The organism is Enterobacter oligotrophicus, assembly GCF_009176645.1.
Lineage (GTDB): Bacteria > Pseudomonadota > Gammaproteobacteria > Enterobacterales > Enterobacteriaceae > Enterobacter > Enterobacter oligotrophicus.
In genome coordinates this window covers 2,609,000-2,622,818 of record NZ_AP019007.1, presented here as the reverse complement: position 1 = coordinate 2,622,818, position 13,819 = coordinate 2,609,000, and the positions used below count along the sequence as shown (strand labels likewise).

9 protein-coding genes, 4 tRNA genes, 3 rRNA genes and 1 riboswitch are annotated in these 13,819 nt (G+C 52.5%); of the genes, 3 read left to right on the top strand and 13 right to left on the bottom strand.

Going from position 1 to position 13,819, the window contains the following annotated elements:
- Window position 1: 1 nt before the first annotated feature.
- Both ilvX and ilvL read right to left on the bottom strand, forming a co-directional pair.
- Window positions 2-52 (bottom strand): peptide IlvX, encoded by a 51-nt coding sequence (gene ilvX, locus EoCCA6_RS21590; RefSeq protein WP_166792073.1) that lies wholly within the window; start codon window positions 50-52, stop codon window positions 2-4.
- 86 nt (window positions 53-138) lie between these two features.
- Complete coding sequence (gene ilvL / locus EoCCA6_RS12600) at window positions 139-237, bottom strand: ilv operon leader peptide (protein WP_001311244.1); 99 nt, start codon at window positions 235-237, stop codon at window positions 139-141.
- 342 nt (window positions 238-579) lie between these two features.
- On the opposite strand from ilvL, the gene EoCCA6_RS12595 reads away from it, so the two are divergent.
- Window positions 580-2,100 carry a YifB family Mg chelatase-like AAA ATPase gene (locus EoCCA6_RS12595; protein ID WP_152082932.1) on the top strand — a complete coding sequence of 507 codons (1,521 nt, stop codon included), beginning with the start codon at window positions 580-582 and terminating at the stop codon, window positions 2,098-2,100.
- A 32-nt stretch (window positions 2,101-2,132) separates the two neighbouring features.
- Here EoCCA6_RS12595 and EoCCA6_RS12590 read toward each other — a convergent pair whose 3' ends face one another.
- Entirely contained in the window at window positions 2,133-2,471 is a 339-nt protein-coding gene (locus tag EoCCA6_RS12590; RefSeq protein WP_008501577.1) for a MaoP family protein, read from the bottom strand.
- A 118-nt stretch (window positions 2,472-2,589) separates the two neighbouring features.
- On the opposite strand from EoCCA6_RS12590, the gene hdfR reads away from it, so the two are divergent.
- Entirely contained in the window at window positions 2,590-3,411 is an 822-nt protein-coding gene (hdfR, locus tag EoCCA6_RS12585; RefSeq protein ID WP_152082931.1) for an HTH-type transcriptional regulator HdfR, read from the top strand.
- A gap of 99 nt (window positions 3,412-3,510) precedes the next feature.
- Here the strand turns inward: hdfR and EoCCA6_RS12580 are convergent.
- From EoCCA6_RS12580 to btuB, 9 genes are all read right to left on the bottom strand, one after another.
- Window positions 3,511-3,586, bottom strand: a tRNA-Trp gene (locus EoCCA6_RS12580).
- A gap of 52 nt (window positions 3,587-3,638) precedes the next feature.
- Window positions 3,639-3,715: transfer RNA gene (locus EoCCA6_RS12575), tRNA-Asp, on the bottom strand.
- Window positions 3,716-3,771: 56 nt separating this feature from the next.
- A 5S ribosomal RNA gene (gene rrf, locus EoCCA6_RS12570) occupies window positions 3,772-3,887 on the bottom strand.
- Between the two features lie 69 nt (window positions 3,888-3,956).
- Window positions 3,957-6,861: ribosomal RNA gene (locus tag EoCCA6_RS12565) — 23S ribosomal RNA — on the bottom strand.
- Between the two features lie 169 nt (window positions 6,862-7,030).
- Window positions 7,031-7,106, bottom strand: a tRNA-Ala gene (locus tag EoCCA6_RS12560).
- Between the two features lie 108 nt (window positions 7,107-7,214).
- Window positions 7,215-7,291: transfer RNA gene (locus EoCCA6_RS12555), tRNA-Ile, on the bottom strand.
- Window positions 7,292-7,360: 69 nt separating this feature from the next.
- A 16S ribosomal RNA gene (locus tag EoCCA6_RS12550) occupies window positions 7,361-8,902 on the bottom strand.
- The 16S, 23S and 5S rRNA genes sit together here with 4 tRNA genes alongside, the layout of an rRNA operon.
- Window positions 8,903-9,285: 383 nt before the next feature.
- Window positions 9,286-10,137, bottom strand: a complete 852-nt coding sequence (gene murI, locus EoCCA6_RS12545) for a glutamate racemase (protein ID WP_152082930.1) — start codon at window positions 10,135-10,137, stop codon at window positions 9,286-9,288.
- Window positions 10,082-11,929 (bottom strand): TonB-dependent vitamin B12 receptor BtuB, encoded by a 1,848-nt coding sequence (gene btuB / locus EoCCA6_RS12540; RefSeq protein WP_152082929.1) that lies wholly within the window; start codon window positions 11,927-11,929, stop codon window positions 10,082-10,084. Before btuB ends, murI begins: the two co-directional genes overlap by 56 nt.
- Window positions 11,930-11,995: 66 nt before the next feature.
- Window positions 11,996-12,171, bottom strand: a riboswitch (cobalamin riboswitch).
- A gap of 104 nt (window positions 12,172-12,275) precedes the next feature.
- Here btuB and trmA point away from each other — a divergent pair.
- Window positions 12,276-13,376: a tRNA (uridine(54)-C5)-methyltransferase TrmA gene (gene trmA / locus EoCCA6_RS12535; protein ID WP_152082928.1), complete on the top strand. Its 1,101-nt coding sequence runs from the start codon at window positions 12,276-12,278 to the stop codon at window positions 13,374-13,376.
- Between the two features lie 79 nt (window positions 13,377-13,455).
- Here the strand turns inward: trmA and EoCCA6_RS12530 are convergent, their stop codons facing one another.
- Complete coding sequence (locus EoCCA6_RS12530; RefSeq protein WP_152082927.1) at window positions 13,456-13,815, bottom strand: YijD family membrane protein; 360 nt, start codon at window positions 13,813-13,815, stop codon at window positions 13,456-13,458.
- Between the last annotated feature and the right edge of the window lie 4 nt (window positions 13,816-13,819).

Genomic DNA, 13,819 nt, shown 5'->3' with positions numbered 1-13,819 from the left:
GTTAGTTCCCCGTCATAAATCGGGAGAAACAGAATTTTGTGCTAGTCGTCATTCTCTGCTCCTCATTTGCGTTTTTTAGTCATAAAAAAACCCCCGGACCTTTCGGTGCGGGGGTCTTAGTTCGTTAAGGCTTGATTTCTAAGCCTTTCCTCGTCCAAGTGCAGCCCCGCACGGTGGGATAATAATCACCACCACGCTAATCACGACCAGGCTAATCACTCGTAGAAGGGCTGTCATTTTCAGTTCTTTCTGCATCTTGTTCGAAGGAATACCTAAAGAGTTACCACAGTTATTTAAATAAACACAAGATTTATTTATGACTGATTTATATAGCCTGCAAAGCGTTTTCCTTAAAGCGATTGTTTTATATGAAAAAAATAGAAAATGAATTTTTTTCACTGTTTGTTATGCGCTTATACCCTCAAACCAGGCAATTTTCCGCTTCTGCGAGGGGGATTCCACGGCGTTGCAACATTTGCGATATGTCGCCAAAAATCAGGAACTGGCATCGTAAATCAGCAAAACGATGCTAAACAGGAAAACATGACGCTGGCATAGTCAGCCCCTGAGGAGGTGCTTATGTCACTGTCAGTTGTTTATACGCGCGCGGCTATCGGAGTTAAGGCACCGCTTATTTCTGTTGAGGTTCATCTGAGTAATGGCCTTCCAGGTCTCACACTTGTCGGCTTACCAGAAACGACGGTAAAAGAGGCCAGAGACCGGGTTCGCAGCGCGATCATCAATAGCGGTTATACCTTCCCCGCGAAGAAGATCACTATCAATCTTGCACCTGCTGACCTGCCCAAAGAGGGAGGGCGATATGATTTACCTATCGCTATAGCGCTTCTCGCGGCCTCTGAGCAGCTCAACACGCCCAGGTTAGGCTCGTATGAGTTCGTCGGAGAACTGGCGCTTACAGGCTCGTTAAGAGGCGTTCCCGGTGCAATATCGGGGGCACTTGAAGCAATACGCGCCGGCCGACAAATCATTCTGGCCAATGAAAACGCATCAGAAGTGAGCCTCATAGCAGAAAAAGGGTGCCTGATAGCGGGCCATTTACAGGAGGTTTGCGCGTTTCTGGAGGGGCGTCATGAGCTGTCCGAACCGGAAGAGAGTGACAACGCGCTACCGGATGCACCGGAGGATCTCTGCGATATTATGGGTCAGGAGCAGGGGAAAAGGGCGCTGGAGATTACCGCTGCTGGTGGGCATAATCTTTTACTGATAGGTCCGCCGGGTACGGGTAAAACCATGCTGGCGAGCAGATTAAGTGGTTTGCTTCCTCCACTTAATAATCATGAAGCGCTGGAAAGTGCCGCTATTTTAAGCCTGGTCAGTTCTACGTCGCTGCAAAAACACTGGCGGCGTCGCCCCTTCCGCTCGCCACACCACAGTGCTTCACTCACAGCGATGGTAGGGGGCGGGTCAATGCCGGGGCCTGGCGAGATCTCTCTGGCACACAATGGCATTCTGTTTCTCGATGAGCTGCCCGAGTTTGAGCGTCGCGTTCTGGATGCACTGAGGGAGCCCATTGAATCCGGTGAGATTCATATTTCCCGCACCCGAGCCAAAATTAGCTATCCGGCACGGTTTCAGCTCGTTGCTGCAATGAACCCTAGTCCCACAGGGCACTACCAGGGTAATCATAACCGTTGTACACCAGAGCAGACGCTGCGCTACCTGGGGAAGCTCTCAGGGCCTTTTCTTGACCGTTTCGATTTATCCCTTGAGATCCCTCTGCCGCCGCCAGGCCTGCTCAGACAAACCCGTATGAACGGTGAGAGCACAGCAGAAGTACGCGACCGGGTTATTACCGCGCAGGCACGACAATATGCTCGCCAGAATAAACTCAATGCACGCCTTGATAACGCTGAAATTCGCCAGTTTTGCCATCTGACTGCTGAAGATGCTGGCTGGCTGGAGGAGACGCTTTCGCGGTTTGGTCTTTCTATCCGTGCGTGGCAGCGTCTGTTGAAAGTGGCCAGAACGATCGCCGATGTGGGGGAAAGTCCTGATATTGAGAGGCGACATTTGCAGGAGGCGCTGAGCTATCGCGCAATAGATCGTTTGTTGCTGCATCTGCAAAAAATGCTGGCGTAAAAAAAGGGGCCGTAGCCCCTTTTTTCTTCATCTTAGTCATCAGACTCGGTGTAGTCTTCTGCACCTTCCATCTGCGGCTTACCGCCAGACAGCGTATGGAAACGCTTAGGACGCTTGATGCGAGCCATATACTTGATCCATACACGTTCTGCTTCAGACTGCGGCTCACGCTCACCACGGCAAACAGATACAAACTGTTTTTCGTCTTCCGTTGCTGGTTCACGTTTACCCAGATCCAGCTCGTTAAAGGCATAACCATGGCGCTCAAGCAGCTGCGCCTCTTTGATGGTGAAATCGCCGTGACGAGAGAACCCGCGCGGATAATGTTTATTGTCGAAAAAACGATTAGTCGTCGTAAAGCTTTCCGCCATCCTACACGCTCCTAATTCTTTGGCCGAGCTATTTATGGCGCGGAGTATTAGTTACGCTTGACAGAGTGTAAAACAAAACATTTAAATCATAACGACAAATAATTTTGCGGAGAAAGATGTGGATACGGAATTGCTAAAAACTTTCCTCGAAGTGAGCAGAACACGTCACTTTGGGCGAGCAGCGGAAGCCCTCTACCTGACGCAGTCAGCGGTCAGTTTTCGTATTCGACAGCTGGAAAATCAACTGGGTGTGAACCTTTTTACCCGCCACCGCAACAATATCCGTTTAACGCCAGCCGGTGAGAAACTATTGCCGTATGCAGAAACGTTGATGAACACCTGGCAAGCAGCCCGTAAGGAGGTTGCTCATACCTCCAGGCACAATGAGTTCTCCATTGGAGCCAGCGCATCCCTGTGGGAATGCATGCTTAGTCAGTGGCTTACCCGACTATACCGCTCGCATAGTCATCTGCAATTTGAGGCCAGAATTGCGCAACGTCAGTCGCTCGTTAAGCAACTGCATGAACGTCAACTGGATCTCCTGATCACGACTGAAGCCCCCAAGATGGACGAATTTAGCAGCCAGATTGTTGGGCAGTTTAGTCTTGCACTTTATGCCTCAACGCCCTCAATGATGAAGGCCGATCTAAACTATCTACGCCTGGAATGGGGACCGGATTTTCAGCAACATGAAGCAGGGTTGATTGCCAGCGATGACGTACCGCAATTAACCACAAGCTCTGCAGAGATCGCCTGTCAGCAACTGACCTTGTTGAAGGGTTGCACCTGGTTGCCTGTGCGTTGGGCAGATAATAAACCTGGCCTCCATACCGTCACCGATTCCACAACGCTTTCCAGACCGCTTTATGCGATTTGGCTACAGAACAGTGATAAGCAGTCGCAGATAAAAGATCTATTAAAAATCAGCATACTGGATTAAAAGAATAAGCCTGCAGGGATGCAGGCTATCAGTTCAGAGTGGAGATTTTTGCTGTTGCAGGGGCAAAAAAAATCCTTTGCCGAAGCAAAGGATTCTATATGGCAGGGGCGGAGAGACTCGAACTCGCGACACCCGGTTTTGGAGACCGGTGCTCTACCAACTGAGCTACGCCCCTAAATTTCTTGCCATTAAGCCTGCCGGGAAGGCAGGCTTAATGTCTTAATAAGTGGCGGAACGGACGGGACTCGAACCCGCGACCCCCTGCGTGACAGGCAGGTATTCTAACCGACTGAACTACCGCTCCACCGAAGACTGCTTGTAACCACCGGATTAATGCACCGGCTTACTACGTAATTTGATGCCTGGCAGTTCCCTACTCTCGCATGGGGAGACCCCACACTACCATCGGCGCTACGGCGTTTCACTTCTGAGTTCGGCATGGGGTCAGGTGGGACCACCGCGCTAAAGCCGCCAGGCAAATTCTGTTTATCTGTATCAGGCTGAAAATCGTGTCTGTCTCTTCGCCAAAACACCTTCGGCGTTGTAAGGTTAAGCCTCACGGTTCATTAGTATCGGTTAGCTCAACGCATCGCTGCGCTTACACACCCGACCTATCAACGTCGTCGTCTTCAACGTTCCTTCAGGACCCTTAAAGGGTCAGGGAGAACTCATCTCGGGGCAAGTTTCGTGCTTAGATGCTTTCAGCACTTATCTCTTCCGCATTTAGCTACCGGGCAGTGCCATTGGCATGACAACCCGAACACCAGTGATGCGTCCACTCCGGTCCTCTCGTACTAGGAGCAGCCCCCCTCAGTTCTCCAGCGCCCACGGCAGATAGGGACCGAACTGTCTCACGACGTTCTAAACCCAGCTCGCGTACCACTTTAAATGGCGAACAGCCATACCCTTGGGACCTACTTCAGCCCCAGGATGTGATGAGCCGACATCGAGGTGCCAAACACCGCCGTCGATATGAACTCTTGGGCGGTATCAGCCTGTTATCCCCGGAGTACCTTTTATCCGTTGAGCGATGGCCCTTCCATTCAGAACCACCGGATCACTATGACCTGCTTTCGCACCTGCTCGCGCCGTCACGCTCGCAGTCAAGCCAGCTTATGCCATTGCACTAACCTCCTGATGTCCGACCAGGATTAGCTGACCTTCGTGCTCCTCCGTTACTCTTTGGGAGGAGACCGCCCCAGTCAAACTACCCACCAGACACTGTCCGCAACCCGGATTACGGGTCCACGTTAGAACACCAGCCATTAAAGGGTGGTATTTCAAGGGCGGCTCCACGCAGACTGGCGTCCACGCTTCAAAGCCTCCCACCTATCCTACACATCAAGGACCAGTGTTCAGTGTCAAGCTATAGTAAAGGTTCACGGGGTCTTTCCGTCTTGCCGCGGGTACACTGCATCTTCACAGCGAGTTCAATTTCACTGAGTCTCGGGTGGAGACAGCCTGGCCATCATTACGCCATTCGTGCAGGTCGGAACTTACCCGACAAGGAATTTCGCTACCTTAGGACCGTTATAGTTACGGCCGCCGTTTACCGGGGCTTCGATCAAGAGCTTCGCGTTGCCGCTGACCCCATCAATTAACCTTCCGGCACCGGGCAGGCGTCACACCGTATACGTCCACTTTCGTGTTTGCACAGTGCTGTGTTTTTAATAAACAGTTGCAGCCAGCTGGTATCTTCGACTGATTTCAGCTCCACCCGCAGGGGCTTCACCTACATATCAGCGTGCCTTCTCCCGAAGTTACGGCACCATTTTGCCTAGTTCCTTCACCCGAGTTCTCTCAAGCGCCTTGGTATTCTCTACCTGACCACCTGTGTCGGTTTGGGGTACGATTTGATGTTACCTGATGCTTAGAGGCTTTTCCTGGAAGCAGGGCATTTGTCACTTCAGCACCGTAGTGCCTCGTCATCACACCTCAGCGTTAAAAGGTACCGGATTTACCTGGAACCTCCGCCTACATGCTTAAACCGGGACAACCGTCGCCCGGCCGACATAGCCTTCTCCGTCCCCCCTTCGCAGTAACACCAAGTACAGGAATATTAACCTGTTTCCCATCGACTACGCCTTTCGGCCTCGCCTTAGGGGTCGACTCACCCTGCCCCGATTAACGTTGGACAGGAACCCTTGGTCTTCCGGCGAGCGGGCTTTTCACCCGCTTTATCGTTACTTATGTCAGCATTCGCACTTCTGATACCTCCAGCAACCCTCACAGGCCACCTTCAACGGCTTACAGAACGCTCCCCTACCCAACAACACCTAAGTGTCGCTGCCGCAGCTTCGGTGCATGGTTTAGCCCCGTTACATCTTCCGCGCAGGCCGACTCGACCAGTGAGCTATTACGCTTTCTTTAAATGATGGCTGCTTCTAAGCCAACATCCTGGCTGTCTGTGCCTTCCCACATCGTTTCCCACTTAACCATGACTTTGGGACCTTAGCTGGCGGTCTGGGTTGTTTCCCTCTTCACGACGGACGTTAGCACCCGCCGTGTGTCTCCCGTGATAACATTCTCCGGTATTCGCAGTTTGCATCGGGTTGGTAAGCCGGGATGGCCCCCTAGCCGAAACAGTGCTCTACCCCCGGAGATGAGTTCACGAGGCGCTACCTAAATAGCTTTCGGGGAGAACCAGCTATCTCCCGGTTTGATTGGCCTTTCACCCCCAGCCACAGGTCATCCGCTAATTTTTCAACATTAGTCGGTTCGGTCCTCCAGTTAGTGTTACCCAACCTTCAACCTGCCCATGGCTAGATCACCGGGTTTCGGGTCTATACCCTGCAACTTAACGCCCAGTTAAGACTCGGTTTCCCTGCGGCTCCCCTATTCGGTTAACCTTGCTACAGAATATAAGTCGCTGACCCATTATACAAAAGGTACGCAGTCACCCCATAAAGAGGCTCCCACTGCTTGTACGTACACGGTTTCAGGTTCTTTTTCACTCCCCTCGCCGGGGTTCTTTTCGCCTTTCCCTCACGGTACTGGTTCACTATCGGTCAGTCAGGAGTATTTAGCCTTGGAGGATGGTCCCCCCATATTCAGACAGGATACCACGTGTCCCGCCCTACTCTTCGAGTTCACAGCATGTGCATTTTCGTGTACGGGACTATCACCCTGTACCGTCGGACTTTCCAGACCGTTCCACTAACACACACGCTGATTCAGACTCCGGGCTGCTCCCCGTTCGCTCGCCGCTACTGGGGGAATCTCGGTTGATTTCTTTTCCTCGGGGTACTTAGATGTTTCAGTTCCCCCGGTTCGCCTCGTTAACCTATGTATTCAGTTAACGATAGTGTGTCGGAACACACTGGGTTTCCCCATTCGGACATCGCCGGGTCAAAGGTTCATATCACCTCGCCGGCGCTTTTCGCAGATTAGCACGTCCTTCATCGCCTCTGACTGCCAGGGCATCCACCGTGTACGCTTAGTCGCTTAACCTCACAACCCGAAGATGTTTCACTTCTGATTGCGAAAAGTTGAGAGACTCGAACACACATAACTGTGTGTCGTTTCAATTTTCAGCTTGATCCAGATTTTTAAAGAGCAAAACTTCGCAGTGCACCTTTTCAGGTTCACTCTGAAGTTTTCTTGTGTTCGCAGTAAAAGATGGTGGAGCTATGCGGGATCGAACCGCAGACCTCCTGCGTGCAAAGCAGGCGCTCTCCCAGCTGAGCTATAGCCCCATCGTTTTGCCAATCTCTGTACCGGTAATTTTTCCTGAGACAAGGCGTGGTAACGCGAGGCATACATCAGTATGTGAGCGTCGCCGCAACGCAGTATCAGGGAAAATTTGGTAGGCCTGAGTGGACTTGAACCACCGACCTCACCCTTATCAGGGGTGCGCTCTAACCACCTGAGCTACAAGCCTGCAGAGATTTTTACTGCTGTTTTTCATCAGACAATCTGTGTGGACACTACAAAGGCAGGTTCTTTAAGGTAAGGAGGTGATCCAACCGCAGGTTCCCCTACGGTTACCTTGTTACGACTTCACCCCAGTCATGAATCACAAAGTGGTAAGCGCCCTCCCGAAGGTTAAGCTACCTACTTCTTTTGCAACCCACTCCCATGGTGTGACGGGCGGTGTGTACAAGGCCCGGGAACGTATTCACCGTGGCATTCTGATCCACGATTACTAGCGATTCCGACTTCATGGAGTCGAGTTGCAGACTCCAATCCGGACTACGACGCACTTTATGAGGTCCGCTTGCCCTCGCAGGGTCGCTTCTCTTTGTATGCGCCATTGTAGCACGTGTGTAGCCCTGGTCGTAAGGGCCATGATGACTTGACGTCATCCCCACCTTCCTCCAGTTTATCACTGGCAGTCTCCTTTGAGTTCCCGGCCTAACCGCTGGCAACAAAGGATAAGGGTTGCGCTCGTTGCGGGACTTAACCCAACATTTCACAACACGAGCTGACGACAGCCATGCAGCACCTGTCTCACGGTTCCCGAAGGCACATTCTCATCTCTGAAAACTTCCGTGGATGTCAAGACCAGGTAAGGTTCTTCGCGTTGCATCGAATTAAACCACATGCTCCACCGCTTGTGCGGGCCCCCGTCAATTCATTTGAGTTTTAACCTTGCGGCCGTACTCCCCAGGCGGTCGACTTAACGCGTTAGCTCCGGAAGCCACGCCTCAAGGGCACAACCTCCAAGTCGACATCGTTTACGGCGTGGACTACCAGGGTATCTAATCCTGTTTGCTCCCCACGCTTTCGCACCTGAGCGTCAGTCTTTGTCCAGGGGGCCGCCTTCGCCACCGGTATTCCTCCAGATCTCTACGCATTTCACCGCTACACCTGGAATTCTACCCCCCTCTACAAGACTCCAGCCTGCCAGTTTCGAATGCAGTTCCCAGGTTGAGCCCGGGGATTTCACATCCGACTTGACAGACCGCCTGCGTGCGCTTTACGCCCAGTAATTCCGATTAACGCTTGCACCCTCCGTATTACCGCGGCTGCTGGCACGGAGTTAGCCGGTGCTTCTTCTGCGGGTAACGTCAATTGCTGTGGTTATTAACCACAACACCTTCCTCCCCGCTGAAAGTACTTTACAACCCGAAGGCCTTCTTCATACACGCGGCATGGCTGCATCAGGCTTGCGCCCATTGTGCAATATTCCCCACTGCTGCCTCCCGTAGGAGTCTGGACCGTGTCTCAGTTCCAGTGTGGCTGGTCATCCTCTCAGACCAGCTAGGGATCGTCGCCTAGGTGAGCCGTTACCCCACCTACCAGCTAATCCCATCTGGGCACATCTGATGGCAAGAGGCCCGAAGGTCCCCCTCTTTGGTCTTGCGACGTTATGCGGTATTAGCTACCGTTTCCAGTAGTTATCCCCCTCCATCAGGCAGTTTCCCAGACATTACTCACCCGTCCGCCGCTCGCCGGCAAAGTAGCAAGCTACTTTCCGCTGCCGCTCGACTTGCATGTGTTAGGCCTGCCGCCAGCGTTCAATCTGAGCCATGATCAAACTCTTCAATTTAAGTTTGATGCTCGTGAATTAAACTTCGTAATGAATTACGTATGTTCACTCAGAGACTTGGTATTCATTTATTGTCCGAAGACATTAAGAATCCATGTCACTTTGAGTGCCCACACAGATTGTCTGATAAATTGTTAAAGAGCAGTTGCAACGCGGCTTTCAGCTCACCGTTGCGAGGCCCCGTATATTACGTTTTCCTCATTCAGAGTCAAGCGATTATTTTCACTTTTCTCTGTTGGCGTTCATCTCTGAACCCCGCTAACCCGGCGGCCTGTAAGCCGTTGTTCCGTGTCAGTGGAGGCGCATTATAGGGAGTTCTCAGACGTTGACAACCCCTCTTTTAAAAAAAACGTTCAACCGTCTCTTTTTTGCTCAAAACCGTGTTACAGCGCCAGTTTTTCGAGCGTTTCAAACCCATAACGACGTAAAACGGGTAAAAGTTGCTCCGTTTCTTTTGTGACGGCCATACAAAAAGCGATATTTGCATCGGCAGATTTTGCATCCGGCGCTTCATGTTCCAGCAGCCAGGCCGTGCGACGCGCAATAGCAGCACCTGAATCCACCAGCCGCGTGCCCTCCGGCAGAACGTTTAACAGTTCTTCCTGTAAGAGCGGGAAGTGGGTACAGCCCAGCACGACGGTATCCGGCGGTTCCGGCATCCGCAGCCACGGACGCAAAATACGGCGCAGCTCGTCGAGTGAAACGGATTTTCCATGCAGCTTCGCTTCCGCCATTTCAACCAGCTCCGCCGAACCCAGCATCGCAATCTGACACTCGTTGGCAAAGCGGTCGATAAGCTCACGCGTATAAGGACGTTTCACCGTACCACGCGTTGCCAGCAAACCGACAATACCGTTCGCCGTCAGGCGCGCAGCAGGTTTGATAGCAGGCACCACGCCGACAACCGGAAACTGGAACTTTTCGCGCAACGCAGGAAGGGATACCGTACTTGCCGTATTGCAGGCAATAACCGCCAGCGCCAGGGGATAACGCTGTTGTACCGCGGTGACGATTTCAACCACACGCTCGACAATAAAGTCTTCACTCTTCTCCCCATAGGGGAAAGCGACGTTATCGAAAGCGTAAATGTAATGGAGATCCGGCAGGAGATGCCGAATCTCATCATAGACCGAAAGTCCACCGACGCCGGAATCAAACACCAGCACGGTGGGACGCGGTTCAGAAGGTGTAGCTGCCAGACAAGGTGTATTCCCGTCCTGCAGTTTGGTAGCCATAAACTGTCTCGTAATCTTTATCGAACAGGTTGGCTATTTTACCACGAACTGTCAGATGTGAGGTGACCGGATATGAAACGGCGACATCCCACAGGCTAACACCGCCCATTTTAACTTCACGCGTCGGATAACCGCTAAAGTCATCATCGTAGCGCGTTCCCAGATAGCGGTAAGCAAGATTCCAGTCAACGTCCCAGGTCTGCCAGTCAAGCTGGTATTTCACCTGCTGTTTAGAGCGACGCTTGAGCACTTCGTTGGTTTTCGCATTACGCGGGTCGACGTAATCATAGGAAATCTGATGCGCCACCGGGCCGGTATCAAACTGCGCTGTTGCTTCGATCCCTTCGATACGTGCTTTGTTCACGTTGTAAGGACGGTTCATCGCATCATAGCCAATCAGGTTGTCGACATCATTACGATAAGCGCTAATGCGCCAGTTAACCGGCCCCGTTAGCCCTTCAAAGCCACCTTCCCACTGCTTACTCTCTTCAGGTTTGAGATCCGGGTTGCCATATTTCGCGCTATGGATCTGGCTCATTGTTGGCGCTTTATAGGCCGTACCGTAGGAGGCAATGAAGCGATACCCCTCAACAAACTCCCACGCGGCGCTGGTTTGCCAGGTGCTATGGTTGCCGAAGTTAGAGTTGTCGTCATTACGGGCAGCAGCTTCCAGGGTCACGCTATTGAACTGCTGCATACCGGAGAGGAAAACGCCGGTATTGTGCTGCTCGTATCCTTTCTCAAGAAGCCCCGTCCCCGCCTGCGTTCTTTGCTTCTGCCAGTCCAGACCCGCACCAATATTACCGTGCCCAACCGTCACATTATTCATCCACTGGGCGGTATATTGCTTCACATCATCCATGGTGGAGGATGCAGCATAACGCCCTTTGCTCGGATCATAGTTCAGGTCTTTGCTACGACCATAACCCGCTACCAGTTGAGATTGATAAATTCCCTGGCTATAACGCAGCCCGGTGTCCCAGTTCTGGCTATACAGCTGGCGCGTGTCCGGCCTGCCCGTTATCGCGGTGTAGTCATCATTGTAAGCGTCGTAGCCGTCATACGCCGTGCGGTTATCGTAACCAAAGCCACGGAAGAACCCGCTTACGCTGTCGGTAATCTGCTGTTCCACTGAGCCATACAGTGACTTACTCATAAAACCGTCACGGTCAGGCTGGCGCGGCGCATCATTCGCGCCAATATCAAAACCACGGGTATAGGTATAGTTACCTGCCATGGTGATTTTGGTTTTATCGAGCACTTGCTGGAAAGAACCATCGTAAGTTTGATAGCCCTTAGAACCCACTCCCGCAGAAATTTCCGCCCCCGGCTTATCGCGCCCGGTGATGATGTTAATCACGCCACCAATCGCATCAGAACCGTACAGTGCCGAACGCGGGCCACGAATATACTCAATACGCTGGATCAGCGAGACCGGAATTTGGCTCAGATCGGGCACATTGCTGATCCCGGCGTTGTTCAGAGGAATACCATCAATCAACACCAGAACGTGGCGGGATTCGGTCCCACGAATATAGGTAGAAGAGGTCGCCCCAAGCCCACCGCTTTGTGCGATATCGACTCCCGGCAGACGTGACATCACCTCCACCACGCTTTTTGCCTGCCAGCGTTCGATATCTTCATGCGTTATGACAGAAGTCGGAGCCAGAACGGTTTTTGCGGGTTGTTCAAAACGGTTTGCTGTCACCACCAACGAGTCAGCGCTATCCTGCGCCCAGCCCGAAAATGCCGTGACGGACAACGCCGTCAACAGCGATACTTTTTTAATCATTGTTAAAGCATCCACAATATAAGAAGGATGCCGCAGGCCTCATCGATAGCACGCGATGATGAAACCAAATGCGACGTGATCCCGGCAGGTCTTCGGGCTGGGTGGCGTTATACGGATGAAGACTTCCCATTTTCACAGTGTCTACAACTCTCATCCCGCCAGTCTTTACCGCTGCGCGTCAGCTCCAGATTTACACTGGATTCCCTTTTCACTCTCAGGAGACCGGAAACAGAATGCTACAATTAGACACGTATAGATGTCCAGACAGCTATTGGCCATAAAATCTGGACATCCCCTGAACAATGCCTACAATCCCCGCGTAATTCTTTATCACTCAGGACGCATCATGACCCCAGAACACCTCCCGACAGAACAGTACGACGCACAGCTGGCAGAGAAAGTTGTCCGCCTGCAAAGTATGATGACGCCTTTCAACGCGCCCGTTCCCGAGGTGTTCCGCTCCCCTGTCAGCCATTACCGTATGCGCGCTGAGTTTCGCATCTGGCACGATGGCGATGACCTCTACCACATCATTTTCGATCAGCAGACGAAATCCCGTATTCGCGTGGACAGCTTCCCGGCGGCGAGTGAGCTCATCAACCAGCTGATGACGCTAATGATTGACGGCGTGCGCAACAACCCAGTGCTGCGCCACAAGCTGTTCCAGATTGACTACCTGACGACCCAAAGCAATCAGGCCATTGTCTCCCTGCTGTATCACAAAGCCCTGAATGACGAGTGGCGCGAGCAGGCAGAAGCGCTGCGCGATGCGCTGCGTGCGCAGAACATCAACGTTCATCTGATTGGCCGCGCGACAAAAACTAAAATCATGCTGGATCAGGATTACGTCGACGAGCGTCTGCCGGTGGCGGGTAAAGAGATGGTTTATCGTCAGGTGGAGAACAGCTTCACCCAACCGAACGCGGCAATGAACGTGCAGATGCTGGAGTGGGCGCTGAAGGCGACGGAAGGATCTAAAGGCGATCTGCTTGAGCTGTACTGCGGTAACGGCAACTTCTCGCTGGCGCTGGCACGCAATTTTGAGCGCGTGCTGGCAACGGAAATCGCCAAGCCGTCGGTGGCCGCCGCGCAATACAACATCGCCGCGAACCATATCGATAACGTGCAGATCATTCGCATGGCCGCAGAAGAGTTCACGCAGGCCATGAACGGCGTGCGCGAGTTTAACCGCCTGCAGGGAATCGATCTGAAGAGTTACCAGTGCGAGACGATTTTTGTCGACCCACCGCGCAGTGGCCTGGACAGCGAAACCGAGAAAATGGTGCAGGCGTACCCGCGCATTTTGTACATCTCCTGTAACCCGGAGACGCTGTGCAAGAACCTGGAAACATTAAGCCAGACGCACAAGGTTGAACGTCTGGCACTGTTCGATCAGTTCCCGTATACGCACCATATGGAGTGCGGCGTTTTACTTACCGCACGGTGATCTGTAGGCCGGATAAGCGTAGCGCCATCCGGCGTTTTTGGCAGGTGGCGCTTCGCTTACCTGCCCTACAAATCATTCATTACTCCGGCAACTGGCTCTTACGGCTACGCATACGCGAGCCAATCCAGAACACCAGCGCCACAGAGAGCACCGCAGGCAGGAAGTTAGAGCCGATATCCGGATACTCCGCGCGCACCACCGTGCTATACAGCAATACGCCCAGAATAAAGCTGGCAGCGGCCAGTCCCGGCAATCCCACGGGCATCGTGCGGTTCAGGTAACGTTGATGCAGGCAGTAAACCGTCAGCACCAGCGCAATTATCGGGAAAATCGAAAACGGAACAATTGAGCTAAAAATAGCGGCAAACGTACCATTAATGGATAAGCCAGCGATCAATGCCAGCAACAGCGTCCCTTTATCCTGACCTGACTGTTTCATTACT